This is a genomic window from Paraburkholderia sp. BR14320, assembly GCF_040948665.1.
GTDB classification, from domain to species: domain Bacteria; phylum Pseudomonadota; class Gammaproteobacteria; order Burkholderiales; family Burkholderiaceae; genus Paraburkholderia; species Paraburkholderia youngii.
Map to the genome: position 1 here is coordinate 111,619 of NZ_JBFPKG010000017.1, position 25,141 is coordinate 136,759.

Consider the following 25,141-nt stretch of genomic DNA (forward strand, 5'->3'; position numbering starts at 1 on the left):
CGATTTATGCGCCGCGCCCCTTCGTCAGAACCTTCGCCGATTTCCACCGGACCCCGCAACGACTGGCAAACGATCCTGTCGCTGCTGCCATATCTTGCAACCTACAAATGGCGAGTCGGCATCGCGCTCGGCTGCCTGATCGGCGCGAAGGTCGCGAACCTCGGCGTGCCGATCGTGATGAAGCACATCGTCGACAGTCTCGCGTCGATCCGGCATCTGACCGCGCTCGGCCGCGCGCAGGACGCCCCCGGCATCGTGCTGCTCGGCGGTGTCGGTTTGCTGGTGGTCGCGTATGCGGTGGTGCGGCTGTCCACGTCGTTCTTCACCGAGCTGCGCGAAATGCTGTTTTCGAAAGTGACGGAAAGCGCGGTGCGCCAGCTCGCGCTGAAAGTGTTTCGTCATCTGCACGGGCTGTCGCTGCGTTTCCATCTGGAGCGGCAGACGGGCGGCATGTCGCGCGATATCGAACGCGGCACGCGCGGCATCACGCAGCTGATTTCCTATTCGCTGTACAGCATCCTGCCGACGCTCGTCGAAGTGGGGCTCGTGCTCGGCTTTTTCGTCGTCAAGTACGAGGCCTATTACGCGATCGTCACGTTCATCGCGCTCGCGGCCTACATCGCGTTCACGGTGAAGGTCACCGAGTGGCGCACTCACTTTCGCCGCACGATGAACGAGCTCGATTCGAAGGCGAATTCGCTCGCGATCGACTCGCTGCTCAACTACGAGACCGTCAAGTACTTCGGCAACGAGGAGTGGGAGGCGAGCCGCTACGACGAAAACCTGAAGCGCTATCGCGCGGCGGCGATCAAGTCGCAGCGTTCGCTGTCGGCGCTGAACTTCGGGCAGCAGGCGATCATCGGCACGGGGCTCGTGTTCATCCTGTGGCGCGCGACCCAGGGCGTGATGGCCGGGCGCCTGACGCTCGGCGACCTGGTGCTGATCAACACGTTCATGCTGCAGCTGTATATCCCGCTGAATTTTCTCGGCGTGGTCTATCGTGAGCTGAAGCAAAGCCTGACCGACATGGACCGCATGTTCACGCTGCTCGGCGCGCCGCAGGAAGTGCCCGATGCGCCCAATGCGGTGGCCTTGCAGGTCAGCGGCGCGCAGGTGCGTTTCGACAACGTGAGCTTCGCGTACGAGTCTTCGCGACCGATTCTGCACGACGTGAGCTTTACCATCGCGGCCGGCACGACGACCGCGGTGGTCGGCCACAGCGGCTCGGGCAAGTCGACGCTCGCGCGGCTCCTGTTCCGCTTCTACGATATCGACCGCGCGACGGGCGGCGCGATCCGGATCGACGGGCAGGATATTCGCGACGTCACGCAGGATTCGTTGCGCGCGTCGATCGGCATCGTGCCGCAGGACACGGTGCTATTCAACGACTCGATCTACTACAACATCGCGTACGGGCGGCCGTCGGCGACGCGCGACGAAGTGATCGCGGCGGCGCGCGCCGCGCACATCCACGAGTTCATCGAGAGTCTGCCGAAGGGCTACGACACGCCGGTCGGCGAGCGCGGGCTCAAGCTGTCCGGCGGCGAAAAGCAGCGCGTCGCGATCGCGCGGACCATCCTGAAGAATCCGCCGATCCTGCTGTTCGACGAAGCGACGTCCGCACTGGATTCACGCTCGGAGCGCGCGATCCAGCACGAACTCGACCTGATCGCGCGCGAACGCACGACGCTGATCATCGCGCACCGGTTATCGACGGTCGTGCACGCGCAGCAGATCATCGTGATGGACAAGGGGCGCATCGTCGAGCGCGGCACGCACGCCGAGCTATTGCGAGCGAACGGCCTGTTCGCGCAGATGTGGGCGTTGCAGCAGCGCGCCGCGCAGACCACGGACGCGGTGGAAAGGGCGGAAGCGGTCGGCGCGGGCGAGAGCGCGGCGAAGTAAAGCTCAGCGCGAGCGCAACAGCCGATCGAGCGCTTCCAGCTGCGCCTGCGTGCCGACGTTCTCCCACACGCCTTCGTACAGCTCGCCGCTCGCGAGCCCACGCGCGATCGTCGCGCGGTAATACGGGCTCAGCGCGCGCCGCGTGCCGCGCGGCAGATCGCGGAACATGCGCGTGTCGTACAGCCCGAAACTGCCGAACGTGAGGCGCGGCTGCGTGTCGAGCGACAGTACGCCGTCGACGAGGCCAAAGTCGCCGTTCGGGTGAAACGGCGGATTCGGCACCATCACCAGATGCATGCCGGGCTCGGGCAGCGCCTGCAGCGCGCCGGCGTGCGCGTGCAGTGCGGCATAGTCGTAATCGGTGTAGACGTCGCCGGCCACCGCGACGAACACGTGATCCGCGCCGTCGTCGGTCAGTAGCGGGAGCGCCTGCGCGATGCCGCCCGCGGTCTCCAGCGCCTCGTGCTCGGGCGAGTAGCGCAATTCGACCTGCCAGCGCGAACCGTCGCCGAGCGCGGCTTCGAGCTGCGCGCCGAGCCACGCATGATTGATCACGATGCTACGGATGCCGGCCCGCGCGAGCCGTTCGATCTGCCACACGATCAGCGGCTTGCCGCCCACTTCGAGCAAGGGCTTCGGGCACGCGTCGGTCAGCGGACGCATGCGCTCGCCGCGGCCCGCGGCGAAAATCATCGCTTTATTCACGGACATCGTCATCGGTCAGAAGGTGTAGCCGATTTCCTGGGCGCGGCCTTCGAGGTCGTCGAGCAGTTTCGCGAACCCGCGCAGCGGCGCGTAACGCTCGGCCACCTTGCGCGCATAGCCGATGAAGCGCGGCAGGTCTTTCATGTAATGCGCCTTGCCGTCGCGGTAGTTGATGCGGCAGAACAGGCCGAGCACCTTGATGTGCCGCTGCAGCCCCATCCATTCGAGCTGGCGATAGAACTCGCCAAAATCGGCATCGACCGGCAGGCCGGCTTTTTTCGCGCGCTCCCAGTAGTACACGAAGCAGTCGAGCTCGAACTCCTCGTCCCAGCTGAGGAACGCATCGCGCAGCAGCGACACGACGTCGTACGTGATCGGCCCGTACACCGCGTCCTGGAAGTCGATCACGCCGGGGTTCGGCTCGGCGATCATCAGATTGCGCGGCATGAAATCGCGCAGCATGAAGCTTTGCGGCTGCGCGCGCGCGCTCGCGATCAGCAGCGCGAACGTGCGATCGAGCTGCGCGCGCGTTGCGGCATCGACCTCGCGGCCAAGGTGCCGGCCGATGAACCACTCGGGCATCAGCTCCATTTCGCGATGCAGGAACGCTTCGTCGAACGGCGGCAGCACGTCTTCGCGCGAGCTGAGCTGCCAGCGGATCAGCGCATCGAGCGCGTCGCGCATCAGCGTGCGGGCCGCGCGGGTATCACCCGCGGCCTGCGCGTCGATCAGCGCGCCGAGGTACGGCGCGGTGCCGAGATCGGTGACGAGCATGAAGCCCGCGTCGAAGTCGACCTCGAGCACGCGCGGCACGTGCACGCCGGCGGCGTCGAGCAATTGCGCGATCTGCGCGAATTCGCGGCATTTTTCGGGCGGCGGCGCGTCGACGGCGATCAGCGTGGCCACGCCGTTGCCTTCCGGCGCCTTACCGGCGAGCCGGAAATAGCGGCGGAAACTGGCGTCGGACGAGGCCGGAACGATCGTGTCGAGCTCCAGCGCATGGCGTGCGGCGTGGCCTTGCAGCCAGGCCTTGAGCAGGGAGAGGCGGGTGTCGGTGAAGTCTTGGGTGGAAGGCAGCGTCATGAAAAGCGGCGGCAAATTCTTGGGGACAACGTCTTGCCATATAATACCCCACGACTTTTTTGACGCGACTCACACGCCAGCTTTCGCGTGCTCCGTTTTACCGCCCGCCTCATCACTCGGCAAATTGGGATCCAGACGTGCAGCCGACTCTCACGGTCGCGGTGTGCAGGCGGTGGATCGTGACGACGGAAGCTTGCACACGGGTCGACTCGCCAAACGATACATGCCGCCCAGACAGCTTTCCGATACCACTCCTTCCTGTGCAGTAGTGCCGCGCAAAAGGCGGCTCGTCGCGGCGCTTGTCGCCGTTCCGGGCCTGATGCCCGCGCTTGCGCACGCCCAGCTGGTGGGGGAAGCTGCGCAACCGCAAGCGGTCTACCCGCCGTGGGGCATGCAGCTCGCGCCACAGCTCGAGGATCATCCGTTGCAAACGGGCCAGCGGCCGGCCACCTTCGTGCTCGGCGACCATGCGAGCGGCACGGTCGACCAGGATCTGGCCGCCAAGGGCTCGGCCGAAGTGCGCCACAACACGTCCGTGATCAAGGCCGATGGCCTGCACTACGACCAGGACACGGACATGGCCGATGCGTACGGCAATGTCCACGTGATCAACACCGGCAATACCTTCATCGGGCCCGAAGCGCATCTGCGCGTCGATTCGACCGAAGGCTTCATGACCGCGCCGAAGTATCACTTCACGTTGACGGGCGGCTCGGGCAGCGCGCAGCGCGTCGACCTGCTCGACGCCGAGCGCTCGGTGTTCACGAAGGCCACCTACACCGCGTGCGCGTGCACGGACGATCCGGCCTGGTACATCAAGGGCAGCGAGTTCGATTTCGACACCGGCGCCGACGAAGGCGTCGCCTACAACAGCGTGCTGTTCTTCCAGGGCGTGCCGGTGTTCGCGTCGCCGTGGCTGTCGTTCCCGCTGTCGGGCGAGCGGCGCAGCGGCCTGTTGCCGCCCACGTTCTCGCTCAGCTCGTCGAACGGCTTCGAGCTGTCGGTGCCGTATTACTTCAACATCGCGCCGAATCGAGATCTGACGGTCACGCCGCGTCTGATCTCGAAGCGCGGTGTGCAGTTGCAGAGCACGTTCCGCTATCTGTCGCCAACGTATTCCGGTTCGATCACCGGTGAATTTCTGCCTGACGATCGCCTGACGAAGACCAACCGCTACGCGCTGTACATCCAGCACAACCAGAATTTCGGTAACGGCTTCGGCGGCTACATCTACTACAACAAGGTCTCGGATAACACCTATCCGCAGGACCTGTCGTCGTCGGTCAACCAGTTCATGAACGGCCTCCAGCTCCTGTATCAGCAGGAAGCCGGGGTGACCTACAACAACGGGCCGTGGTCCGTGCTCGCGCGCGAGCAGCACTGGCAGACGCTGCAGGAGTCGGTCGCGCCGTACGGCCGCGAGCCGCAGTTGAACGTGAAGTACGCGAAGTACAACGTCGGCGGCTTCGACTTCGGCGCCGAGGCCGACTACACGAACTTCCGCATCACCACCGCGGACCTGACCGAAGGCCAGCGGGTGCTGTTCAACCCGTACGTGTCGTATTCGGTGGTGGGGCCGGGCTACTTCGTCACGCCGAAGGTGCAGTGGCACTTCGCGTCGTACAACCTGAACAACATCGGCACCGATCTGAACGGGGTGCCGAACCCGCAGAAGAATTTCACCGAGTCGATCCCGACCTTCACGTTCGACACGGGGCTGACCTTCGAGCGCTCGGTGCGCCTGTTCGGCCAGGATTTCATCCAGACGCTGGAGCCGAGGCTGTACTACGTCTACACGCCGTACCGCAATCAGAACAACGCGCCGCTGTTCGATACCGCCGAGTCCGACTTCGGTCTCGCGGAAATCTTCACGCCGAACACGTTCGTCGGTAACGACCGGATCGCCGACGCGAACCGCCTGACCGCGGGTCTCACCACGCGCTTCATCAACCCGGCCACCGGCGACGAACGCGCGCGCTTCGTGATCGCGCAGCAGTACTATTTCCGCGATCAGCGTGTCACGTTGCAGCCTTCGCAGACGAGCGCGCAGGCCACGCACTCGGACCTGATCGCGGGTGCGGCGATCAAGCTGGGTGCCGGTTTCGCTTCGGAAACGGCGTTCCAATATAATGCGGACAATAACCAGCTCACGAAGACGAGCGTCGGCTTCGGGTTCAGTCCGGAGACCGGCAAGGTCCTCAACGTGGCGTACCGCTACACCCGCGCCAACACCACGCTCGACAACCAGCCGATCAATCAGGTGCTGATTTCGGGTCAATGGCCGCTGTCGCACCGGATGTACGGTGTCGGCCGGTTCAACTATGACCTCGGTGGCCACCGTATCGTCGACGGCCTGGTCGGCCTGCAATACGACGCGGATTGCTGGACGCTCGGCGCCGGCATCCAGCGCTACGCGAACGGCCTGAACTCGTCGGGACAGAATCAGTCGAGCACGCGGTTTCTGGCGCAGTTGACGTTCAAGGGCTTGTCGAGCGTCGACAACGGGCTGATGACCGCGTTCCGCAGCAGTGTGGCCGGCTACACGCCGTTGCCGCCACCGCCACCGCCGGAGTCGCGGTTCACCAACTACGAATGACGGTCGCCCGGTCATTCACGGCTTGCGAAAAGACGGGCGAAGCGCCCGACATCATTGGAGTATCTGTGGCAATCATGAAACAGCTTCGCTTGGCAATACTCGCGGCGGGTCTCGTCGCCGCGGCGTCCTTCGTTCCAGTCGCGTCGGTACAGGCGCAGGCATTGGGCGGCAATAGCGGCCAGACGGTCGACACCATCGCCGCGGTGGTCAACAACGGTGTCATCACGCAGCGCGAGCTCGACGAGCGGGTCGGTCTGATCGCGCACCGGCTGAACCAGCAGAACGCTCCGGTGCCGCCGACGGACCAGTTGCGCCAGCAGGTGCTCACGCAGATGGTGCTCGAGCGCATCCAGCTGCAAAAGGCCAAGGAAGACGGCATCAACATCGACGACGCAGCGGTGCAGCGCACGCTCGAGCGTCTCGCGCAGGCGAACAACATGCCGCTCGCAATGTACCGCGCGCGCATCGAGGCGCAAGGCGTGCCCTGGGCCACGTTCTCGAACGACGCGCGCACGGAGCTGACGCTGTCGCGTCTGCGCGAGAAGGAAGTGGACAGCAAGATCACGGTGACGGACGCCGAGGTCGCGAACTACATCGCCAGCCAGCGCGGCCCGGGCGCCGGCCAGACGAGCGACCTGCATATGCAGCACATTTTCGTGAGTGCGCCGCTGAACGCGCCGGAAACCGACATCGAGGCGGCGCAGAAGAAAGCCCAGGGGCTGCTCGCCGAAGCGAAGGGCGGCGCGGATTTTGCCAAGCTCGCGAAGGCCAATTCGCAGGCGCCGGACGCGTCGAAGAACAGCGGCGATCTCGGCTTCCTCGCACCGTCGAAGCTGCCGCCCGAGTTCGTGAAGGCGGCCTCGACACTGCGTCCGGGTGAGATCAGTCCGGATCTGATCCGCACCAACGACGGCTTCGAAATCGTGCGTCTGGTCGAGCGCCGTGCCGGCCAGGGCAGCAGCGCGGATGCGCCGAAGCTCGTGCAGACGCATGTGCGCCACATTCTGCTGCGCGTCGGCGACGGCCAGTCCGAACCGCAGGCACGCCAGAAGCTGATCGACATCCGCAATCAGATCGCCGCGGGCGGCGACTTCGCGAAGTTCGCGCACACCTACTCGCAGGACGGCTCGTCGTCGCAAGGCGGCGACCTCGGCTGGATCAGCCCGGGCGAGACGGTGCCCGAGTTCGAGCGCGCGATGAACGCGCTGCAGGACGGCCAGATCAGCGAGCCGGTGCGCAGCGAATACGGCTACCACCTGATTCAGGTGCTCGGCCGCCGCGATGCGGAAGGCTCGATTGCGCAGCAGATGGATCTCGCGCGTCAGGCCATCGGTCAGCGCAAGGCGGAACAGGCGTACGCCGACTGGCTGCGCGAGTTGCGCGATACCGCGTACGTCGAAGTGAAGCCGACCACGGCGAACGTGCAGTAACCGGAGCCCATGCCATGACGAGCGCTGCTGAGCCCACCCACCGCCCGCTGCAGATCGCGATCACAACCGGCGAGCCCGCCGGCGTCGGTCCCGAGCTGACCGCGCAGGCGCTGGCGGGGGCGGCGGCGCACTGGCCTCACGCACAGTTCACCGTGCTCGGCGATGCGCAATTGCTCGTTGAGCGGGCGCGCGCGGTCGGCGTCGATTGGGCCGCGCTGCTCGCGCAGGGTCCGCGCGTGCGGCTCGAACCTCACCCGCTCGGCGCGCCTGCACAGGCAGGCAAGCTCGACGCCGCGAACGGCCGCTATGTGCTCGATCTGCTCGATGCGGCGATCGACGGCGCAGTGGCCGGCAGGTTCGACGCGATCGTCACCGCGCCGCTGCAAAAAAGCACGATCAACGACGCCGGCGTGCCGTTCACCGGCCACACCGAATATCTGGCCGAGCGCACCCATACGCCGCGCGTCGTGATGATGCTCGCGGGCACCGGCAAGCGGCCGCTGCGCGTCGCGCTCGCGACCACGCATCTGCCGTTGAAGGACGTGTCGGCGGCCTTGACGATCGAAAGCCTCGTCGCGACGCTGCGCATCATCGATCACGACCTGCGTCATCACTTCGGTTTGCCCGCGCCGCGCATTCTCGTGACGGGGCTCAATCCGCACGCGGGCGAAAACGGCTACCTGGGCCGCGAGGAAATCGACGTGATCACGCCGGCGTTGCAGCAGGTGAACGGCGAGGGCATCGATGCGCGCGGTCCGTATCCGGCCGACACGCTGTTCCAGCCGCGTTATCTCGACGAAGCCGACTGCGTGCTCGCGATGTTCCACGACCAGGGCCTGCCGGTGCTGAAATTCGCGACGTTCGGCGAAGGGATCAACGTGACGCTCGGCCTGCCGATCATCCGCACCTCGGTCGACCACGGCACCGCGCTCGATCTGGCCGGCACCGGCCGCGCCGACGCGGGCAGCCTGATGGCCGCGATCGAGACGGCTGTTTCGATGGCGCAGCACCGTCGCGCGGGCTGACGCGCGGGCGACGTGAGCGCTTGCGGTGCGCTTGACGCGCCGCGTGGCGTCGTATTTCCATACGTGACGTCTTTCATTCTCAAGCAGTTTTCTTTCTAGCGTTTCTTCGATGTCCACCAGCAGACAGCAAGGCCGGCACCAGGGCCATCTCGCGCGCAAGCGTTTCGGTCAGAACTTTCTGGTCGACATGGGCGTGATCGATTCGATCGTCGACGTGATCCGGCCGCAGCGCGGCGAGCGCATGGTCGAGATCGGTCCGGGCCTCGGCGCGCTGACCGAGCCGCTGATCGAGCGGCTCGCGACGCCCGAGTCGCCGCTGCACGCCGTCGAACTCGACCGCGACCTGATCGGCCGTCTGAAGACGAAGTTCGGCGACCTGCTCGAACTGCACTCGGGCGACGCGCTCGAGTTCGACTTTGGATCGCTCGCGGCACCGGGCGAGAAGGCGTCGCTGCGCATCGTCGGTAATCTGCCGTACAACATTTCGAGCCCGCTGCTGTTTCATCTGGCGACCTTCGCGGATCGCGTGATCGATCAGCACTTCATGCTGCAGAACGAGGTGGTCGAGCGGATGGTCGCGGAACCGGGCACGAAGGCGTTCAGTCGCCTGTCGGTGATGCTGCAATACCGCTACGTGATCGACAAGCAGCTCGACGTGCCGCCCGAGTCATTCCAGCCGCCGCCGAAGGTCGATTCGGCGATCGTGCGGATGATCCCGTACGAGCGGCACGAAATGCCGGCAGTCGATGAAAACGTGCTCGGCGAGGTGGTGACGGCGGCGTTCTCGCAGCGTCGCAAGATGCTGCGCAACACGCTTGCCGCGCTGCGCGATACCGTCGATTTCGATGCACTCGGCTTCGATCTGCAACGCCGCGCGGAGGACGTGCCGGTTGCCGAATACGTGAGCGTGGCGCAGGCGGTGGCGGCGCGCTCGGCCGCGGCGCCGGAGTAGCCTCAACGTTTGACGACGGCGGCGCGCCGCCGTCGAGCCGCTTATCGTTTCGCCGGCGCGTTGACGAGCGCGATGCCGGTCAGCACCAGCAGCGCGGCGATCAGAAAGCGCGCGCTGAACGACTCGCCGAGCAGCAGCACGCCGAAGGTCACGCCGAACATCGGCGTCAGAAAAGAAAAGACCGACAGCCGCGATGCGATGTAACGCGTCAACAGCCAGAACCACAACAGATAGCTGACGAACGCGACGATCACGGCCTGATACGCGAGGCTCGCGAACGCGAGCGGCGTCACGCTTTCCACGCGCACTTCGCCGAGCGTGAGCGCCAACGCGAGCAGCACCACCGCCGACACCGTCAACTGATAGAACAGCGTCTTGCTCGCGCTCGTCTGCGCGAGCCGCGAGCCGCGCACGACCACCGTGGTCGCGGCCCATGCGATGCCGGCGAGCACGCCGAGCGCATCGCCGGCCGCGCCCGCTAGCGTCGAGCCGTGGGCTACGCTTGCTGCCGCGCCGGTGTCCGGGTGCAGGAAGCCATCGGCGAACGCGAGTGCTATCCCCGCGAACGCGACAACGATGCCGAGCCATTGGATGCGCCGCATGCGTTCGCCATCGACGAACCAGTGCAGGCCGAGTGCCGTGAAACACGGCGCCGTATACAGAAAGACCGCCATGCGCGACGCGCTCGTCAGCGTCAGGCCGAAAAAGATGCAGACGAACTCGGCCGCGAACAGCACGCCCGCGAACAGGCCCGCACCGAGCGTGCCGTCGTCGCGAAAGAGCGGCGTGCCGCGCGAGCGTGCCCATGCCCACACGAGCAGCGCCGCGATCGTCGAGCGCAGCCCCGCCTGAAAGACCGGCGGCACCGCGGCATTGGTGGTCTTGATCGCGACCTGTTGCAGTCCCCAGATTGCGCATAGGCCGATCATCAACAGGATCGCGAAGCTATCCGGGGCGCGGCGCGCGGGCAGAGCGGTGGTCGTGCTCATCGTGAATAGTCGGCTTTATTTTTGATAGTGCCGGCGCGAGACAGGATTGCCGGGCGAATACGCCCGGCAGCACATCCCCGGGTACAACGTGAAGCCGGGCTTTATGGTCGTTCTGGCGCCTCGCCCGAATCTGGGCAGCGGGCGCATGCGTTTCGGGAAGTGTCCAGCGTGAACGGTTGAACTCGAGTCAGTCGACTCGTCCCTTCTTCTGGATCAGTTCGATCTTGTACCCGTCCGGATCGGCGACGAAGGCGATGACCGTCGTGCCGTGTTTCATGGGTCCCGCTTCGCGCGTCACGACGCCGCCACGTTTCTTCACCTGTTCGCACGCCGCATAGGCGTCGTTGACTTCGAGGGCGATGTGACCGTACCCGGTTCCGAGCTCGTACTTGCTCGTGTCCCAGTTGTAGGTCAGTTCGATTGCCGCGCCTTCGGATTCGTCCTCGTAACCGACGAATGCAAGAGTGAACTTCCCGTCCGGGTAGTCGTTCTTTCGAAGCAGGCGCATGCCGAGAACTTCGGTGTAGAAACGGATCGAGGCGTCCAGATCACCGACTCGAAGCATGGTATGCAGGATACGCATGAGTACTCCTTTGACAGTTTGTCGATAAATGCATTGACCTGCGTGAATTGTAAATGATTGCCTGATAGGTCGAGACGGCGCGGGCCAGCCCGGACAGGATGCGCCTCATGGAATCCGCTCGGACTTATTTCAACAAAAAGGTGTGGGCAATAAGGGTTTGTGTCCGGTTGCGGGTTCGATATTAGTGTCCAACACTCAGTATCAATCCGGTTCGTCAGATATCAGTCTGATATATCGGACAAACGATGCGTGACCCGGCGAATTTTCAGGCATGCCGAAAGGCGCTGAAGCCGATATGTCCGCCCCGGAACTCTCTTCTCCGCTTAGGACCCCCGCCCATGAAGCTTGCCAATCGAGGCGCCAAGACCGCCCTTCTGTTCGCTGTTGCTGGATTGCTCGCAATCACTGGCTGCACCAAGGTCGCCACGCCGGAGCAGAGCGCGGCGGCATCTCCGTCGACGCTTCAGGGCGTGTTGCAGCGAGGCACGCTGCGCGTCGGGGACTGCCTCACGTTCGCGCCGTTCGGGTTCTATAACAAGGACGGCCAGCCGGACGGCTATGACGTGGACCTCGCGAAGGAACTCGCGAAGCAGATGGGCGTGAAGCTCGAGGTCGTGAATACGACGAGCGCCAACCGGATTCCGAATCTGCAGACCAGCAAAGTGGACGTCGTGTTCTGCAACTTCACGCGTAATCTGGAGCGCGCGAAAGTGATCGAATTCACGACGCCCTACGTGGTTGCCAGCGAAGCACTGCTGGTCAAGAAAAGCAGCGGCATTCAGTCGATCAAGGACATGGGCGGTCGCACGATCGCGACGGTCAAGGGGTCGACCAATGGCGATGAAGTTCGCTCGCTGAATATCCCCGTCAAGATCCAGGAATACGACAGCTCGCAGGCCGCGATACTTGCCGTCAAGCAGGGGCAGGCCGACGCGATGATCGAGGACAACAACTTCCTCGCGTATCAGGCCAAGCTCGATCCTGAGCTTGCCGTCACGAACGAAGCGCTGGTCCCGCTCGAATACAACGCGTTCGGCGTCAAGGCCGGCGATCAGGAATGGCTCAACTATCTGAATCTGTTCCTCTTCAACGTCAATGCGTCGAAGCTCAACGCGCAGCTCTACAACAAGTGGTTCGGCACCGATCCGCGCTATCCGCTCAATCCGCAGTTTTGAAGCGCGGCAGTGAAACCCGCACGATGGGGAGCATGAGATGAGTTACGAGTGGCTGACTTTGTGGGGCTACGTGCCCGAGTTTTTGAGCGCGAGCTGGCTGACGTTGCAGGTGACCGTGCTGGCCTTCGTACTGGCGCTAGTCCTCGGGTTGTTGACCGCGCTCGCCGGCGCTTCTCCGCTCGCACTGCTTCGGTGGATCGCCCGTGGCTACGTTGAAATCATCCGCAATACGCCTGTCCTCCTGCAGATTTTCATCGTGTTCTTCGGTCTGCCGTCCGCGGGTATTTCGCTCGACGCATACTGGGCCGGCGTCATTGCGCTCGGCCTCAATGTCGGTGCTTACCTGTCGGAAGTGTTCCGCGCCGGCATACAGTCGGTGCCGCGCGGCCAGCTCGAGGCTGCCGGAATTCTCGGCCTCGAACGTGCGCAGATCTTCGTCGAGGTCGTGCTGCCGCAGGCGACGCGCGCGGTCTATCCGGCCATCGTCAACTACCTGATCCAGTTGCTGCTCGGCACGTCGCTGCTGTCCGCCATTGCATTGCCGGAGTTGACCGGCACCGCGACCGTGATCAACTCGCGAACGCTTCTCTACCTGCAGACGTTCAGCGTGACGCTCGTCGCGTATCTCGTGCTCAGTAACGTGCTGTCCTGGCTTGCGGGCCAGCTCGGCGCGCGGATCTTTCATCCTCCCCTCGCCCTGCCGGCGCGCACCGGCTTCGGGACAGGCTTTCTGCGCCGGACGAAGCGGGCCTGATTCCCGGATTGGAGTTGGATCATGTCAGTCGAATTGCTGAAAACCAGTCTATCGATCCTGTTGCAGGGTCTGGTGACGACGCTGTTGCTCTCCATCGCGTCCATCGTGGGCAGCACGCTCATCGGCCTGTTCGCCGCGGTGTTGCGATCGTTCGGACCGTGGGGCACGGACCGCATCGCCAGACTCTATACGGAGCTGTTTCGCGGCACGCCGGTGCTGATCACGCTGATGTTGATCTATTTCGGCGTGTCCTACTTCGGTTATGCGATCGATGTGTTCGCTGCCGGCGCGATTGGCTTGAGCGTCTATCAGGGTGCCTATATCGCCGAAATTTTCCGCTCGGGGATCGAGGCGGTACCCAAAGGTCAATGGGAGGTATCGCAGATCCTCGGCCTCACGCGGGCTCAGGCGTTCTCGTTCGTCGTGCTGCCCCAGACTGGAAAGATCGTGTTGCCGCCTCTCATCGGTCAGTATCTGTCGCTCATCAAGGACACCTCGATCGTCAGCATGATCGGAATGTCCGAGCTGATGCACGGTGGCCAGGCGATCGTCGACCGGATCGGCAAGCCGGTGGAAATCTATGGACTCGTCGCACTCATTTACTTCGCCGTGTGCTTCCCGCTTTCGCAATGGGTGCGCCACCATGACCGCAGGAGATTGTCGTGAGTAACCAAAGCCAAACCAGGCCGATCATTTCACTGACAGGTGTCAGCAAAGCATTCGGTTCGACCAGGGTGTTGAACGAAATCAATCTCGAGGTCCGCTCGGGTGAAGTGCTGGTGCTGATCGGCGCGTCCGGCTCGGGCAAGAGCACGGTCCTGCGAATCATGGCGGGATTGGAGACCACCGATTCCGGCGAGGTCTGGGTCAACGAAGTGCCCTTGCATGATCCGCGTCGGGCACGGGAGATTCGTGGCCACGTCGGCATGGTCTTTCAGCAGTTCAATCTGTTTCCTCACAAGACCGCGCTCGGCAATGTCACGCTCGCGCTGATCAAGGCGCGCCGCATGAGTCCGGCCGACGCGCGCAAGCGCGCGATGGAGACACTCGATCGCGTCGGGCTCGCGGACCGCGCGGAACACTATCCCAGCCAGCTCTCGGGCGGCCAGCAGCAACGCGTGGCGATTGCGCGAGCGCTCGCGGTCGAGCCCGGCATCATGTTCTTCGACGAGGCGACGTCCGCGCTCGACCCGGAACTGGTCGGCGAGGTTACCGAGGTGATGCGCGGGCTCGCGCGCGACGGCATGACGATGGTCGTCGTCACGCATGAAATGGGCTTTGCCCGCAAGACCGCTGACCGCGTCGTCTTCATGGACAAGGGCGTCATCGCCGAGCAGGGGGATCCGGAGCAGATCTTCGTCAATCCGTCGAACGAACGCACCCGGCAGTTTCTGCATCGAGTTCTCGACCATTGACGGTCGGATCAACGCGGATCAACGCATTACGGAGTGAACGCATGGCTGTTACTGAATCGTCTCGGGCGAGAGGCGTGGACCGCGTAATCGCGATGTTCCGGCAATTGCATATCGCCCAACGCCCGCTGACGATGCGCGAACTGATCGAGGCAACCGGTGCGCCGCGATCGAGTATTTACGAGCTGGTCGCGATTCTCACGGAAGTGGGCTGGCTCGAGACCGCCACGGATGGCAGCGTGTTCTTCGGGCGCGAGATGCACTACTACGGGTCCGACTACGCAACGCACAACGATCTGATCAGCCGCGCGCATCAATCCATTCTGGGACTGGTGAGGAAGTACGACGAGACCACGCAGCTGTGCATGCTGGAAGGCAACAAGTACACGGTCGTGTTGTCCGAGCACAGTGCACGGCCATTCAACATCAGTTCGGACATCGGCGTGAGAGTGCCGATACCCTGGACCGCGACGGGACGTCTGCTGCTAGGTCACCTGAGCGCCGACGAGATCCGCGCGCTGATTCCGGCGGAAGACTTCATTCTCGACAACGGGGCGAGCATCGAATTCGACGAATTCCTGAAGGACGTGCAGGCCGCGAAAGAACGAGGCTACTGCTGCACCGAAGGACTTTCGAACGCGTTCAGGCTTTGTATGGCAGCGCCGATTCGCGACCGTGCGGGACTGCCGATCGCAGCGCTATGTTTCATGACTGGCCGCGACACGAGCCCGGACAGGCGCGGCGTGATGCTCGACGATCTGTTGCAGTCCGCGAAAGCGCTCTCGCAGAGATAGCGCCCGGCCTTAAAGCGTCGGCAACAACTCCGGCGGATGCGACTTCAGTGTCTGACGCGCCTCGCGGAATTCGGGAAAAATCGATTCGACCGTCTGCCAGAAGCGCGGACTGTGATTCATCTCGCGCAGGTGCGCCAACTCGTGCGCGACGACGTAATCGATGATCGATAGCGGAAAGTGAATGAGCCGCCAGTTCAGGCGGATCTTGCCGTCGCTCGAACAACTGCCCCAACGTGTCGCCGCCGAAGACAGCGCATACGAGCGATAGTTGACGCCGAGCTTCTGCGCGTAGATCGCGAGACGTTCGCCGAACAGCCGCTTCGCTTCGCCTTGCAGCCAGCCCTGGACGCGATCCTTGATCTGCTGCGGATCGGCTTGCAACGGCAGCGGCAATTGCAGCGCGCCGTGCTCGGCGCTGAACGCGAGCATGCCTTGCGGCGCGCCGAGCGTCACGCGCACCGGCTGACCGAGGTAAGGCACTTCGGCGCCATCTTTCCAATCGATCTTCGGCAGCGCGCGCTGTTCGACGCGCGTTTGCCATTCGATCAGCTTCGTAAAAATCCAGCGCTGTTTTTCGGTGATCGCGGTTTCGATATCGGCAAGCGTGACCCAACGCGGCGCGGTGATGGTGAGGCCGGTGCTATCGATCGCAAAGCCGATCGAGCGGCGCGCGGAACGCTTGAGCGCGTAATGCAGCGTGCGTGAACCGATGGTGAGGCTGCGCAGCTTGCTGCCGTCCGGCGCGAGCGGCGCGACGGGCGGCCGGGCCGGAGCGGTGCCGGACGAGCCCGGCGTGGAAGGTGAAGGAGTCGACGACGTCGACCCCGGCTCGGCGAAGAGCGGGAGATCGAGCTGCCGGTTTTCGAGCGCCGCGGCGGGCTGCGGCGTGGGAGACTTCTGCATCGGCTTCGCTTCGCGCAAGACGCCCTCGGGCTTCGAGGGCGTGGCGCGTCAGATGGGAGCGGCGGCGGAGTCGTTAGCCGCCGCGCTGTAGGCAGTTGGATCGATGCGGCGCATTTCGGCTTCGATCCACTGTTCGACGCGCGTGTTCACTTCGTCGGGCGTGAGCCCCGTCGTTTCGATCGGCTTGCCAATCGACACCGTGACTATACCCGGATATTTCGTAAACGAGTTGCGCGGCCACACACGACCCGCATTGTGCGCGATCGGTACGACCGGCGCGCCGGTTGCGATCGCAAAGCGCGCGCCGCCGGTCTTGTACTTGCCCTGCTTGCCGGTCGGCGTGCGCGTGCCTTCCGGAAACATGATGACCCATGCGCCTTCGGCCATGCGCGCCTTGCCCTGGTTCGTGACCGATTCGAACGCGTACTTGCCTTCCTTGCGGTTGATGTGGACCATCTTCAGCATGCCGAGCGCCCAGCCGAAGAACGGCACATACAACAGCTCGCGCTTGAACACGTAGCACAGCGGGCGCGGCATGATCGCCGGAAACGCGATCGTTTCCCACGCCGACTGATGCTTCGACAGCAGCACGGCCGGGCCGTTGGGCAGGTTCTCGAAACCTTCGATGCGGTAGCGGATGCCGTTCAGGAAGCGCACCGCCCACAGCGTCAGGCGACACCAGCCGGCCGCCATCCAGTAGCGGTTTTCCGCGCGCAGGAACGGAAAGGCGATGATGCACGCGGTCGCGTACGGCACCGTGACCACAACGAAATAAATCAGCAGCAGCAGGGAACGGATAAAGCGCATCGGCGTGGTCGGTGAGGGTTGGGAGCGCGTGGTGCGCGTTTATTCCTGCGCGTCGGCGAGAAAGTCGAGCGCGAACGCGCGCAGGTCGTCGTGCACGATCGTGCCTTCGGGCAGGCCGCCCGCGGCGAGGGTCTTGCGGCCCTTGCCGGTCAGCACGAGGTGCGTCGGATGACCGAGCGCCGCGCCCGCTTGCAGATCGCGCAGCGAATCGCCGACGGTCGGCGTATGCGCCGGATCGACCTCGAAACGCTCGGCGATCATCTTCAGCATGCCGGGCTTCGGCTTGCGGCATTCGCAGTGATCTTCTGCCGTATGCGGGCAGAAGAACACCGCTTCGATGCGCGCGCCGACCGCTGCCGCCATCCGGTGCATCTTCAGGTGCATCGCGTTCAACGCGTCCATGTCGAACAGGCCGCGGCCGATGCCCGACTGATTCGTCGCGATCGCGACGCGATAGCCCGCCTGGTTCAGGCGTGCGATCGCTTCCAGCGAGCCGGGCAGCGCAACCCATTCGTCCGGCGACTTGATGAACGCTTCGGAGTCGACGTTGATCACGCCGTCGCGGTCGAGGATCACCACTTTCTTGATCGGCATGGCGCGGTGCTCAGGCGGCGAGTCGGGAAATATCGGCGACGCAGTTCATCTGCTGATGCAGCGCGCCAAGCAGAGCCAAACGGTTCGCGCGCAACGCCGGGTCTTCCGCGTTGACCATCACGTCGTTGAAGAACGTGTCGACCGGCTCGCGCAGCGCGGCCAGTGCCGTCAGCGCGCCGGTGTAGTCGCGCACGGCCAGTTGCGATTGCACGCGCGGCGTCACCTGTTCGAGCTGCTCGTTGAGCGCCTTCTCCGCTGCTTCGGTGAGCAAGCCGGGCTGCACGCCGCCGTTTGTCACGCCTTCCGACTTCTTCAGGATGTTCGAGATCCGCTTGTTGGCCGCCGCCAGCGATGCCGCTTCGGCGAGCGACGCGAATTCGCGCACCGCGTCGAGGCGCGCGACGATGTCGTCGAGCCGCGTCGGGTTCAGCGCGAGCACCGCGTCGATTTCGCCGGCCGCGTAGCCGCGTTCGCGCAGCAGGCCGCGCAGGCGGTCCATGCTGAACTCGTAGATCGCTTCGGTGGAATCGGCGACGTTCGGCATGCCGGCGAATTGCGCATAAGCGATGCGCAGCAGATTGACGAAGTCGACGTTCAGCTTCTTCTCGACCAGGATGCGCAGCACGCCGAGCGCATGACGGCGCAGCGCGAACGGGTCTTTCTCGCCGGTGGGCTGCAGGCCGATGCCCCAGATGCCGACCAGCGTTTCGAGCTTGTCGGCGAGCGCGACGACGGTGCCGGTCTCGGTGGTGGGCAACGCGTCGCCCGAGAAGCGCGGCTGATAGTGTTCCGAGCACGCGAGCGCAACTTCTTCCGGCTCGCCGTCGTGGCGCGCGTAGTACGTGCCCATCGTGCCTTGCAGCTCGGGGAATTCGCCGACCATGTCGGTGATCAGGTCGGCCTTCGCGAGACGCGCGGCGCGCGTGGCGCGCGCGACGTCGGCGCCGGTCATTGCGGCAATCGCGCCGGCCAGTCCTTCGAGCCGCTCCACGCGTTGCAGCGCCGAGCCGAGCTTGTTGTGATACACGACGTTCGCGAGCAGCGGCACGCGATCCGCGAGCGGCTTCTTCATGTCCTGCGTGAAGAAGAACTTCGCATCGGCGAGACGCGGACGCACCACGCGCTCATTGCCTTCGACGATTTCGACCGGCGTCGCCGTCTCGATGTTCGACACGATCAGAAAGCGCGAGCGCAGCTTGCCATTCGCATCGGTCAGCGCGAAGTACTTCTGGTTGGTCTGCATCGTCAGGATCAGGCATTCCTGCGGCACCTGCAGGAATTCGTCCTCGAAGCGGCACTCATAGACGACCGGCCATTCGACCAGCGACGTCACTTCGTCGAGCAGCGCTTCGGGCATCACGACCTTGTCCTCGCCGGCATGCGCGAGCAGCTGCGAGCGGATCGCTTCCTTGCGCCTGGCGAAGCTCGCGATCACGCGGCCGCGGTGTTCGAGCGTTTCGGCATACGACTGCGCGTGCTGGATCTGCACGAAGCCTTCGGACAGGAAGCGGTGGCCGAGCGTGGTGTCGTCGGCGTCGATGCCGAGCGCGCTCACCGGCACGATCTCTTCGCCGTGCAACGCAGTTAGACGATGCACCGGGCGCACGAACTGCACGCTCGAGCCGTCCGGGCGCTGATACGTCATCACCTTCGGAATCGGCAGCTTCCCGAGCGTTTCGTCGAGCGCGGCTTGCAGGCCGTCGGCGAGCGTCGCGCCCGGCGCCGCGTAGCGCAGGAAGAACGCTTCGGCTTTACCGTCCTGCGCGCGTTCAAGGTCGCTTACCGTGAAGTCGGGGAAGCCGAGCGCGGCGAGTTTCTTCGCGAGTGGCGCGGTGGGCTGGCCGTCTTTATCGAGCGCGACGGAAACCGGTAGCACTTTTTCGCGCACGTGTTTTTCGGGCGCGACCGCGCGCACGTTGTGAATCGTCACCGCGAGACGGCGCGGCGTGGCAAAGCGTTCGAACGACGGTTCGCCTTCGATCAGGTCGCGCGCCGCGAGGCGCTGCGCAATGCCTTCGGCGAAGGCGTCGCCGAGACGCGCGAGCGCCTTCGGCGGCAGTTCTTCGGTCAGCAGCTCGACGAGCAGGGTAGCGTGTTGAGATTGAGTCATTGGTTGAAGTTCTCGTCAGTCCTGGTCGATCTTGCGTTCGACTTTCAGCGGCGGCGCCCACGCGGGCATCGCGGCGTCCTGCTCGTCGGTGGTGAGGCCGGGCACGCCATGCACCGGATTGCCGAGCATCGGGAAGCCCAGCTTTTCGCGCGAGTCGTAGTAGGCCTGCGCGACCAGACGCGACAGCGCGCGAATCCGGCCGATGTACGCCGCGCGTTCCGTGACCGAAATCGCGCCGCGCGCGTCGAGCAGGTTGAACGTGTGACCGGCCTTCAGCACGAGTTCATAGGCGGGCAGCGCGATCTGCGCATCGATCATGCGCTTCGCTTCCGCTTCGTAGCTGTTGAAGAACGTGAACAGCAGATCGACGTTCGCGTGCTCGAAGTTGTAGGTGGACTGCTCGACCTCGTTCTGGTGATACACGTCGCCGTAGGTCAGGCGGCGCAGTTCGGGGCCGTTCGGGCCTTGCTCTTCCCACTCGGTCCAGACGAGGTCGTAGACGTTCTCGACCTTCTGCAGATACATCGCGAGGCGCTCGAGCCCGTAGGTGATTTCGCCGAGCACCGGCTTGCAGTCGAGACCGCCGACCTGCTGGAAGTACGTGAACTGCGTCACTTCCATGCCGTTGAGCCACACTTCCCAGCCGAGACCCCACGCGCCGAGCGTCGGATTTTCCCAGTCGTCCTCGACGAAACGCACGTCGTTCTGCTTCAGGTCGAAGCCGAGCGCTTCGAGCGAGCCGAGGTACAGGTCGAGAATGTTTTCCGGCGCGGGCTTGAGCACCACCTGGTACTGGTAGTAGTGCTGCAGACGGTTCGGGTTCTCGCCATAGCGGCCGTCTTTCGGGCGGCGCGACGGCTGCACGTAGGCGGCGCGCCACGGCTCGGGGCCGATTGCCCGCAGAAACGTATGGACGTGGGACGTGCCCGCGCCGACTTCCATGTCGATCGGCTGGAGCAACGCGCAGCCCTGCTTGTCCCAGTAGGACTGCAAGGTCAGGATGATTTGCTGAAACGTGAGCATGAAGTGCCTTTCGGGCATGGGGGGCCGTGCGGCGCGCGTAAGCGCGCGAGCGGGCCGTGGAGCGAAGTGCTAAACCCGAGATTTTAACGGAAAGGAAGGGGGGCGGCCCGTTTTGCGGGGGCGGACGGACCGCGGTGCGGCTTTTGGGCGACAGGCGGCGCGGCGAGGCTCCGCGCGCACTCAGCTCGCCGCCAGCTCCGCCTTCGGCGAGAACGAATCGCTTTGCGCGATCGGCCAGTACTTCTCGAACAGCGTATAGCGAAAGTTGCCGTTCAGCAGGTCGTTCGGTTCGAGATACTTGAGCAGCTCCGACATCAGCCGCACCTCATGCGACGACACGCGCCGCACGATGTGATGCGCGCGCAGTTCCGCCGGATGCCGAAGCCCGGCGGCCTGGATGATCTCCTGCAACGCGTGCAGCGTGTTGTGGTGGAAGTTGAACACGCGATCGGCCTTGTCCGGCACTACCAGCGCGCGCTGGCGCACCGGGTCCTGAGTCGCGACGCCGGTTGGACAACGGCCGGTATGGCAGGTCTGCGCCTGGATGCAGCCGACCGCGAACATGAAGCCGCGCGCCGCGTTGACCCAGTCGGCGCCGATTGCGAGCGTCTTGGCGATATCGAACGCGGTGATCATCTTGCCGCTCGCGCCGATGCGGATGCGCTGCCGCAAACCGATGCCGACCAGCGTGTTGTGCACGAGCAGCAGACCTTCCTGCAACGGCACGCCGACGTGATCGGTGAATTCGAGCGGCGCCGCGCCGGTGCCGCCTTCCGCGCCGTCCACGACGATGAAGTCCGGCAGGATGCCGGTTTCCAGCATCGCCTTCGCGATCCCGAAGAATTCCCACGGATGTCCGATGCACAGCTTGAAGCCGGTCGGCTTGCCGCCCGACAGCGTGCGCAGCCGTTCGACGAATTCGAGCAGCTCGCGCGGCGTCGAGAACTCGGAGTGCGTCGCGGGCGAGATGCAGTCGCGGCCCATCGGCACGCCGCGCGTCTCGGCGATTTCGGGCGTGATCTTCGCGGCCGGCAGCACGCCGCCATGACCCGGCTTCGCGCCTTGCGACAGCTTCACCTCGATCATCTTCACCTGCGGCTCGGCGGCCTGCTTCGCGAACTTTTCGGCGTTGAAGGTGCCGTCGTCGTTACGACATCCAAAATAACCGGACGCGATTTCCCAGATGATGTCGCCACCATGTTCGCGATGATATTTGGACATCGAGCCTTCGCCGGTGTCGTGAGCGAAGTTGCCTTTCTTCGCGCCGAGGTTCAGCGCCATGATCGCGTTGGCCGACAACGAGCCGAAGCTCATCGCCGATACGTTGAAGATCGACATCGAATACGGCTGCGCGCGATCGGGACCGACGACGATGCGAAAGTCGTGACCGTCGAGCCTGGTCGGCGCGAGCGAGTGGCTGATCCATTCGTGTGCGACCGCCTTCACGTCGAGCTCGGTGCCGTACGGGCGGCTATCCACATCGTTCTTCGCGCGCTGGTAGACGATGCTGCGTTGCGCGCGCGAGAACGGCTTTTCGTCGGTGTCGTCTTCCACGAAATACTGGCGGATCTCCGGCCGGATGAATTCGAAAATGAAACGCAGGTGGCCCCACAGCGGGTAGTTGCGCAGGATCGCGTGGCGCTGTTGCGTCAGGTCGAACACGCCGAGCGCGACGAGCGCGGCCGGCACGATGATCCAGAACCACGACAGGCGATGCGTCGTGGCGAGCGCGGCACATACCGCGGCGAGCGCGATTGCGCACCACATGGCCAGATAGCGTCGAGAAAACATGGGGACTCCAGTGCGGTGAAGATCATTGCGGCGGGATCGTCCGCGCGAGGGGCGCGAGCGGAATCCGTCACGAAGGAAAACTGGCGGCTGCGGGTCACGGCGCGGCGTGGACCGGCGAAGCCCGAAGATGAGTCCTGCGAATGGAAGCCGAGCGTCGCACGCGAAGGTGAAGCGGGTGTGACCGCGCCAGGTGGGGAAAACAGGATGAACGGCGCGCGCGTGTCGGAGTGGCGTGACCCGCCGCGCGCGCCGCTACGCATCGCTCAACGCGCGCCGAGCAGCGCCGCTTTTTGCCGCGGGGTCTGCGGCTCGTCCTGCGATGCGCGGTGCGGCTGCTTCGGCTTTTGCGCCTGCTTGCGACGCTGCGCGCGAGTTTGCTTCGGCGCCTGATCCAGCGGCAGCTCGGCCGGTTGTCCGGTCATCGCGTGTTCGATGATGCCGCCGCCGAGGCACACGTCGCCGTCGTACAGCACCGCCGATTGTCCCGGCGTGACGGCCCATTGCGCGGCGTCGAAGGTCAGCTCGAACAGGCCATCGCCCGAACCGCCTGCCGCCGCGGCGTTGAACGTGCACGCCGCATCGGCCTGCCGGTAGCGCGTCTTCGCGCCGCACGCGAAGCCGTCGGCCGGCGGCTCGCCCGCGACCCAGCTCGTGTTGCCCGCCGACAGCGTATGGCACAGCAGCCACGGATGATCGTGCCCCTGCGCGACGTACAGCGTATTGGTCGGAATATCCTTGCCCGCGGCGAACCACGGCTCGCCGCTGCCGTCCTTGCTGCCGCCAAGACCGATGCCCTTGCGCTGGCCGAACGTGTAGAACGCGAGGCCGATGTGCTCGCCGACGATCTTGCCGTCGGTAGTCTTCATCGGACCCGGCTTGGTCGGCAGGTAGCGGTTCAGGAAGTCGCGGAACGGCCGCTCGCCGATAAAGCAGATGCCGGTCGAATCCTTCTTCTTCGCGTTCGGCAAGCCGATCTGCGCAGCGATCTCGCGCACTTTGGTCTTGGGAATTTCGCCGAGCGGGAACAGCGTCTTCGACAGCTGCGCCTGGTTCAGCCGATGCAGGAAGTACGACTGGTCTTTCGTATGATCGAGCGCCTTCAGCAGCTCGAAGCGGCCGTCGCGCTCGTGGTTCTGGCGCACGCGCGCATAGTGGCCGGTCGCGATGGTTTGCGCGCCGAGCGACATCGCGTGATCGAGAAAGGCCTTGAACTTGATTTCGGCGTTGCACAGCACGTCCGGGTTCGGCGTGCGGCCGGCCGAATATTCGCGCAGGAACTCGGCGAACACCCGGTCTTTATATTCGGCCGCGAAGTTGACCGCCTCGACGTCGATGCCGATCAGGTCCGCGACCGACACCACGTCGATCCAATCCTGGCGCGTCGAACAGTATTCGCTGTCGTCGTCGTCTTCCCAGTTCTTCATGAACAGGCCGACCACGTCGTAGCCCTGTTCCTTCAGCAGCCACGCGGTAACCGACGAATCGACGCCGCCCGACATGCCTACCACGACTTTACGCTTGCTCATAAGGTACTCACTGGGTGCTGCATGACTGCATGGATCTTGTGGGGGGCCGCTCGTGACGGCCTTATCGCTTCGGCCCGACCGAATGGGTATGGACGAAGTCGAGCGGGAAACGCCGGCCGGCCAGGTAATCGTCGATGCACTGCATCACGAGCGGCGTGCGATGCCGCTCGGGGCACTCGCGCAATTCATCGGCGCTCATCCACAGCGTGCGGACGATGTCGGGATCGAGCGAACTCGCCGGGTCCGGCTCGCCGCCCGCGCCGCAATAGGTGAAGCGGAGGTACGTGGTGCCCGCGCGGTCCGGCCGCTCGAAGTGGGTCATGTACATGCCGACGAGCGCCTCGGGCGCGAACGGATGGGCGGTTTCCTCGAACGTTTCGCGGACCACCGCTTCCAGCAGCGATTCGCCCGCCTCGAGATGGCCGGCGGGCTGGTTCAGGCGCAGGCCGGCGGCCGTGTGTTCCTCAACCAGCAGGAAGCGCCCGTCACGCTCGACGATCGCCGCGACGGTCACGTGCGGCAGCCAGGTTTCCGGTTTCATGGGTGCGCATTTTACCGGTTATGCGCGCCGGCTGCCGGGCGCCGCACCGACCCCTGCCGGGCAATGGCCGGCGCAAGCTCCCGGCCGGTTCGCGGCGGGTTCGCAGCACGTTCGCGACCGAATCGCAACAGTTTGGCGGGCTGCCGCGCATTCGCATCGACCCCGATATTGGCGGCGTGACGGTTTCGGTTAAAGTGGGGCCTGCGTTAGCCGTTGCATGTGCAAGCCGGCGAGCCTCGTCGGCAGATCTGTCGTCAAACAGGAAGTCGAGGAGGAACAACGATGCACATCGGAGTGCCAGCCGAAACGCGCGCGCATGAAACCCGCGTTGCCGCGACGCCCGAAACGGTCAAGAAATACGTGGCGCAAGGCCACCGGGTCACGCTTCAAAGCGGCGCCGGCGCCGGCGCGAGCTTTCCCGATGACGCCTATACGGCCGTGGG

Annotated in this window: 22 protein-coding genes and 1 pseudogene; 11 read left to right on the forward strand and 12 right to left on the reverse strand. The window is 64.6% G+C overall.

Annotated features, from left to right (window positions below):
- Positions 1 to 6 precede the first annotated feature (6 nt).
- Positions 7 to 1,905 (forward strand): ABC transporter ATP-binding protein/permease, encoded by a 1,899-nt coding sequence (locus AB3X89_RS18085; protein WP_368584491.1) that lies wholly within the window; start codon positions 7 to 9, stop codon positions 1,903 to 1,905.
- Between the two features lie 3 nt (positions 1,906 to 1,908).
- Here AB3X89_RS18085 and murU read toward each other — a convergent pair whose 3' ends face one another.
- Complete coding sequence (gene murU / locus AB3X89_RS18090) at positions 1,909 to 2,622, reverse strand: N-acetylmuramate alpha-1-phosphate uridylyltransferase MurU (RefSeq protein ID WP_368584492.1); 714 nt, start codon at positions 2,620 to 2,622, stop codon at positions 1,909 to 1,911.
- Positions 2,623 to 2,625: 3 nt separating this feature from the next.
- Entirely contained in the window at positions 2,626 to 3,693 is a 1,068-nt protein-coding gene (locus AB3X89_RS18095) for an aminoglycoside phosphotransferase family protein (RefSeq protein WP_368584493.1), read from the reverse strand.
- A gap of 223 nt (positions 3,694 to 3,916) precedes the next feature.
- Between AB3X89_RS18095 and AB3X89_RS18100 the strand changes: the two genes are divergently transcribed.
- The 4 genes from AB3X89_RS18100 (at position 3,917) to rsmA (ending at position 9,696) form a co-directional block, all read left to right on the forward strand.
- Positions 3,917 to 6,289, forward strand: a complete 2,373-nt coding sequence (locus tag AB3X89_RS18100; RefSeq protein ID WP_368584494.1) for an LPS-assembly protein LptD — start codon at positions 3,917 to 3,919, stop codon at positions 6,287 to 6,289.
- A gap of 65 nt (positions 6,290 to 6,354) precedes the next feature.
- On the forward strand, positions 6,355 to 7,719 hold the full coding sequence (locus AB3X89_RS18105) for a peptidylprolyl isomerase (protein ID WP_368584495.1): 1,365 nt from the start codon (positions 6,355 to 6,357) through the stop codon (positions 7,717 to 7,719).
- 14 nt (positions 7,720 to 7,733) lie between these two features.
- Complete coding sequence (pdxA, locus tag AB3X89_RS18110) at positions 7,734 to 8,744, forward strand: 4-hydroxythreonine-4-phosphate dehydrogenase PdxA (protein WP_368584496.1); 1,011 nt, start codon at positions 7,734 to 7,736, stop codon at positions 8,742 to 8,744.
- A 109-nt stretch (positions 8,745 to 8,853) separates the two neighbouring features.
- A complete protein-coding gene (gene rsmA / locus AB3X89_RS18115; RefSeq protein WP_368584497.1) occupies positions 8,854 to 9,696 on the forward strand; it encodes a 16S rRNA (adenine(1518)-N(6)/adenine(1519)-N(6))-dimethyltransferase RsmA in 843 nt (280 codons plus the stop codon).
- Positions 9,697 to 9,737: 41 nt separating this feature from the next.
- Here rsmA and AB3X89_RS18120 read toward each other — a convergent pair whose 3' ends face one another.
- Together AB3X89_RS18120 and gloA are read right to left on the reverse strand one after the other, a co-directional pair.
- Positions 9,738 to 10,685 carry a DMT family transporter gene (locus tag AB3X89_RS18120; RefSeq protein ID WP_368584498.1) on the reverse strand — a complete coding sequence of 316 codons (948 nt, stop codon included), beginning with the start codon at positions 10,683 to 10,685 and terminating at the stop codon, positions 9,738 to 9,740.
- A gap of 187 nt (positions 10,686 to 10,872) precedes the next feature.
- Positions 10,873 to 11,268, reverse strand: coding sequence for a lactoylglutathione lyase (gene gloA, locus AB3X89_RS18125; RefSeq protein ID WP_368584499.1), 396 nt, complete (start codon positions 11,266 to 11,268; stop codon positions 10,873 to 10,875).
- A 338-nt stretch (positions 11,269 to 11,606) separates the two neighbouring features.
- On the opposite strand from gloA, the gene AB3X89_RS18130 reads away from it, so the two are divergent.
- From AB3X89_RS18130 to AB3X89_RS18150, 5 genes are read left to right on the forward strand one after another with little or no spacing between them, the layout of a single operon-like run.
- Positions 11,607 to 12,443 carry a transporter substrate-binding domain-containing protein gene (locus AB3X89_RS18130; protein ID WP_368584500.1) on the forward strand — a complete coding sequence of 279 codons (837 nt, stop codon included), beginning with the start codon at positions 11,607 to 11,609 and terminating at the stop codon, positions 12,441 to 12,443.
- Between the two features lie 37 nt (positions 12,444 to 12,480).
- Positions 12,481 to 13,197: an amino acid ABC transporter permease gene (locus AB3X89_RS18135; RefSeq protein WP_368584501.1), complete on the forward strand. Its 717-nt coding sequence runs from the start codon at positions 12,481 to 12,483 to the stop codon at positions 13,195 to 13,197.
- A 21-nt stretch (positions 13,198 to 13,218) separates the two neighbouring features.
- On the forward strand, positions 13,219 to 13,863 hold the full coding sequence (locus AB3X89_RS18140) for an amino acid ABC transporter permease (RefSeq protein WP_368584502.1): 645 nt from the start codon (positions 13,219 to 13,221) through the stop codon (positions 13,861 to 13,863).
- Positions 13,860 to 14,612, forward strand: coding sequence for an amino acid ABC transporter ATP-binding protein (locus tag AB3X89_RS18145; RefSeq protein WP_309235086.1), 753 nt, complete (start codon positions 13,860 to 13,862; stop codon positions 14,610 to 14,612). The genes AB3X89_RS18140 and AB3X89_RS18145 overlap by 4 nt, the downstream gene beginning before the upstream one ends.
- A gap of 41 nt (positions 14,613 to 14,653) precedes the next feature.
- On the forward strand, positions 14,654 to 15,403 hold the full coding sequence (locus tag AB3X89_RS18150) for an IclR family transcriptional regulator (RefSeq protein ID WP_368584503.1): 750 nt from the start codon (positions 14,654 to 14,656) through the stop codon (positions 15,401 to 15,403).
- A gap of 9 nt (positions 15,404 to 15,412) precedes the next feature.
- Here the strand turns inward: AB3X89_RS18150 and AB3X89_RS18155 are convergent, their stop codons facing one another.
- From AB3X89_RS18155 to AB3X89_RS18190, 8 genes are all read right to left on the reverse strand, one after another.
- Positions 15,413 to 16,306, reverse strand: a complete 894-nt coding sequence (locus AB3X89_RS18155) for a M48 family metallopeptidase (protein WP_368584504.1) — start codon at positions 16,304 to 16,306, stop codon at positions 15,413 to 15,415.
- Positions 16,307 to 16,354: 48 nt separating this feature from the next.
- Positions 16,355 to 17,113: a lysophospholipid acyltransferase family protein gene (locus tag AB3X89_RS18160; RefSeq protein ID WP_368584505.1), complete on the reverse strand. Its 759-nt coding sequence runs from the start codon at positions 17,111 to 17,113 to the stop codon at positions 16,355 to 16,357.
- 39 nt (positions 17,114 to 17,152) lie between these two features.
- Positions 17,153 to 17,707, reverse strand: a complete 555-nt coding sequence (gmhB, locus tag AB3X89_RS18165) for a D-glycero-beta-D-manno-heptose 1,7-bisphosphate 7-phosphatase (RefSeq protein ID WP_368584506.1) — start codon at positions 17,705 to 17,707, stop codon at positions 17,153 to 17,155.
- Positions 17,708 to 17,717: 10 nt separating this feature from the next.
- The gene (gene glyS, locus AB3X89_RS18170; RefSeq protein ID WP_368584507.1) at positions 17,718 to 19,817 is read right to left on the reverse strand and encodes a glycine--tRNA ligase subunit beta; all 2,100 of its coding nucleotides are present in this window, start codon (positions 19,815 to 19,817) and stop codon (positions 17,718 to 17,720) included.
- A gap of 15 nt (positions 19,818 to 19,832) precedes the next feature.
- Positions 19,833 to 20,840: a glycine--tRNA ligase subunit alpha gene (gene glyQ, locus AB3X89_RS18175; RefSeq protein WP_013088411.1), complete on the reverse strand. Its 1,008-nt coding sequence runs from the start codon at positions 20,838 to 20,840 to the stop codon at positions 19,833 to 19,835.
- A gap of 180 nt (positions 20,841 to 21,020) precedes the next feature.
- Positions 21,021 to 22,631, reverse strand: coding sequence for an FMN-binding glutamate synthase family protein (locus tag AB3X89_RS18180; protein ID WP_368584508.1), 1,611 nt, complete (start codon positions 22,629 to 22,631; stop codon positions 21,021 to 21,023).
- A gap of 263 nt (positions 22,632 to 22,894) precedes the next feature.
- The gene (gene mnmA, locus AB3X89_RS18185; RefSeq protein WP_368584509.1) at positions 22,895 to 24,157 is read right to left on the reverse strand and encodes a tRNA 2-thiouridine(34) synthase MnmA; all 1,263 of its coding nucleotides are present in this window, start codon (positions 24,155 to 24,157) and stop codon (positions 22,895 to 22,897) included.
- Positions 24,158 to 24,218: 61 nt separating this feature from the next.
- On the reverse strand, positions 24,219 to 24,698 hold the full coding sequence (locus AB3X89_RS18190; RefSeq protein WP_368584510.1) for an NUDIX hydrolase: 480 nt from the start codon (positions 24,696 to 24,698) through the stop codon (positions 24,219 to 24,221).
- Between the two features lie 282 nt (positions 24,699 to 24,980).
- Between AB3X89_RS18190 and AB3X89_RS18195 the strand changes: the two are divergent.
- Positions 24,981 to 25,141, forward strand: a pseudogene (locus AB3X89_RS18195) (NAD(P)(+) transhydrogenase (Re/Si-specific) subunit alpha); the annotation flags it as partial.

Excerpts from the sequence above, each read along its gene's own strand:
- AB3X89_RS18085 (WP_368584491.1), top strand. The coding sequence starts at position 7 with ATGCGCCGCGCCCCTTCGTCAGAACCTTCGCCGATTTCCACCGGACCC.
- murU (WP_368584492.1), bottom strand. The coding sequence starts at position 2,622 with ATGACGATGTCCGTGAATAAAGCGATGATTTTCGCCGCGGGCCGCGGC.
- AB3X89_RS18095 (WP_368584493.1), bottom strand. The coding sequence starts at position 3,693 with ATGACGCTGCCTTCCACCCAAGACTTCACCGACACCCGCCTCTCCCTG.
- AB3X89_RS18100 (WP_368584494.1), top strand. The coding sequence starts at position 3,917 with ATGCCGCCCAGACAGCTTTCCGATACCACTCCTTCCTGTGCAGTAGTG.
- pdxA (WP_368584496.1), top strand. The coding sequence starts at position 7,734 with ATGACGAGCGCTGCTGAGCCCACCCACCGCCCGCTGCAGATCGCGATC.
- rsmA (WP_368584497.1), top strand. The coding sequence starts at position 8,854 with ATGTCCACCAGCAGACAGCAAGGCCGGCACCAGGGCCATCTCGCGCGC.
- AB3X89_RS18120 (WP_368584498.1), bottom strand. The coding sequence starts at position 10,685 with ATGAGCACGACCACCGCTCTGCCCGCGCGCCGCGCCCCGGATAGCTTC.
- gloA (WP_368584499.1), bottom strand. The coding sequence starts at position 11,268 with ATGCGTATCCTGCATACCATGCTTCGAGTCGGTGATCTGGACGCCTCG.
- AB3X89_RS18130 (WP_368584500.1), top strand. The coding sequence starts at position 11,607 with ATGAAGCTTGCCAATCGAGGCGCCAAGACCGCCCTTCTGTTCGCTGTT.
- AB3X89_RS18135 (WP_368584501.1), top strand. The coding sequence starts at position 12,481 with ATGAGTTACGAGTGGCTGACTTTGTGGGGCTACGTGCCCGAGTTTTTG.
- AB3X89_RS18140 (WP_368584502.1), top strand. The coding sequence starts at position 13,219 with ATGTCAGTCGAATTGCTGAAAACCAGTCTATCGATCCTGTTGCAGGGT.
- AB3X89_RS18150 (WP_368584503.1), top strand. The coding sequence starts at position 14,654 with ATGGCTGTTACTGAATCGTCTCGGGCGAGAGGCGTGGACCGCGTAATC.
- AB3X89_RS18155 (WP_368584504.1), bottom strand. The coding sequence starts at position 16,306 with ATGCAGAAGTCTCCCACGCCGCAGCCCGCCGCGGCGCTCGAAAACCGG.
- AB3X89_RS18160 (WP_368584505.1), bottom strand. The coding sequence starts at position 17,113 with ATGCGCTTTATCCGTTCCCTGCTGCTGCTGATTTATTTCGTTGTGGTC.
- gmhB (WP_368584506.1), bottom strand. The coding sequence starts at position 17,707 with ATGCCGATCAAGAAAGTGGTGATCCTCGACCGCGACGGCGTGATCAAC.
- glyS (WP_368584507.1), bottom strand. The coding sequence starts at position 19,817 with ATGACTCAATCTCAACACGCTACCCTGCTCGTCGAGCTGCTGACCGAA.
- glyQ (WP_013088411.1), bottom strand. The coding sequence starts at position 20,840 with ATGCTCACGTTTCAGCAAATCATCCTGACCTTGCAGTCCTACTGGGAC.
- AB3X89_RS18180 (WP_368584508.1), bottom strand. The coding sequence starts at position 22,631 with ATGTTTTCTCGACGCTATCTGGCCATGTGGTGCGCAATCGCGCTCGCC.
- mnmA (WP_368584509.1), bottom strand. The coding sequence starts at position 24,157 with ATGAGCAAGCGTAAAGTCGTGGTAGGCATGTCGGGCGGCGTCGATTCG.
- AB3X89_RS18190 (WP_368584510.1), bottom strand. The coding sequence starts at position 24,698 with ATGAAACCGGAAACCTGGCTGCCGCACGTGACCGTCGCGGCGATCGTC.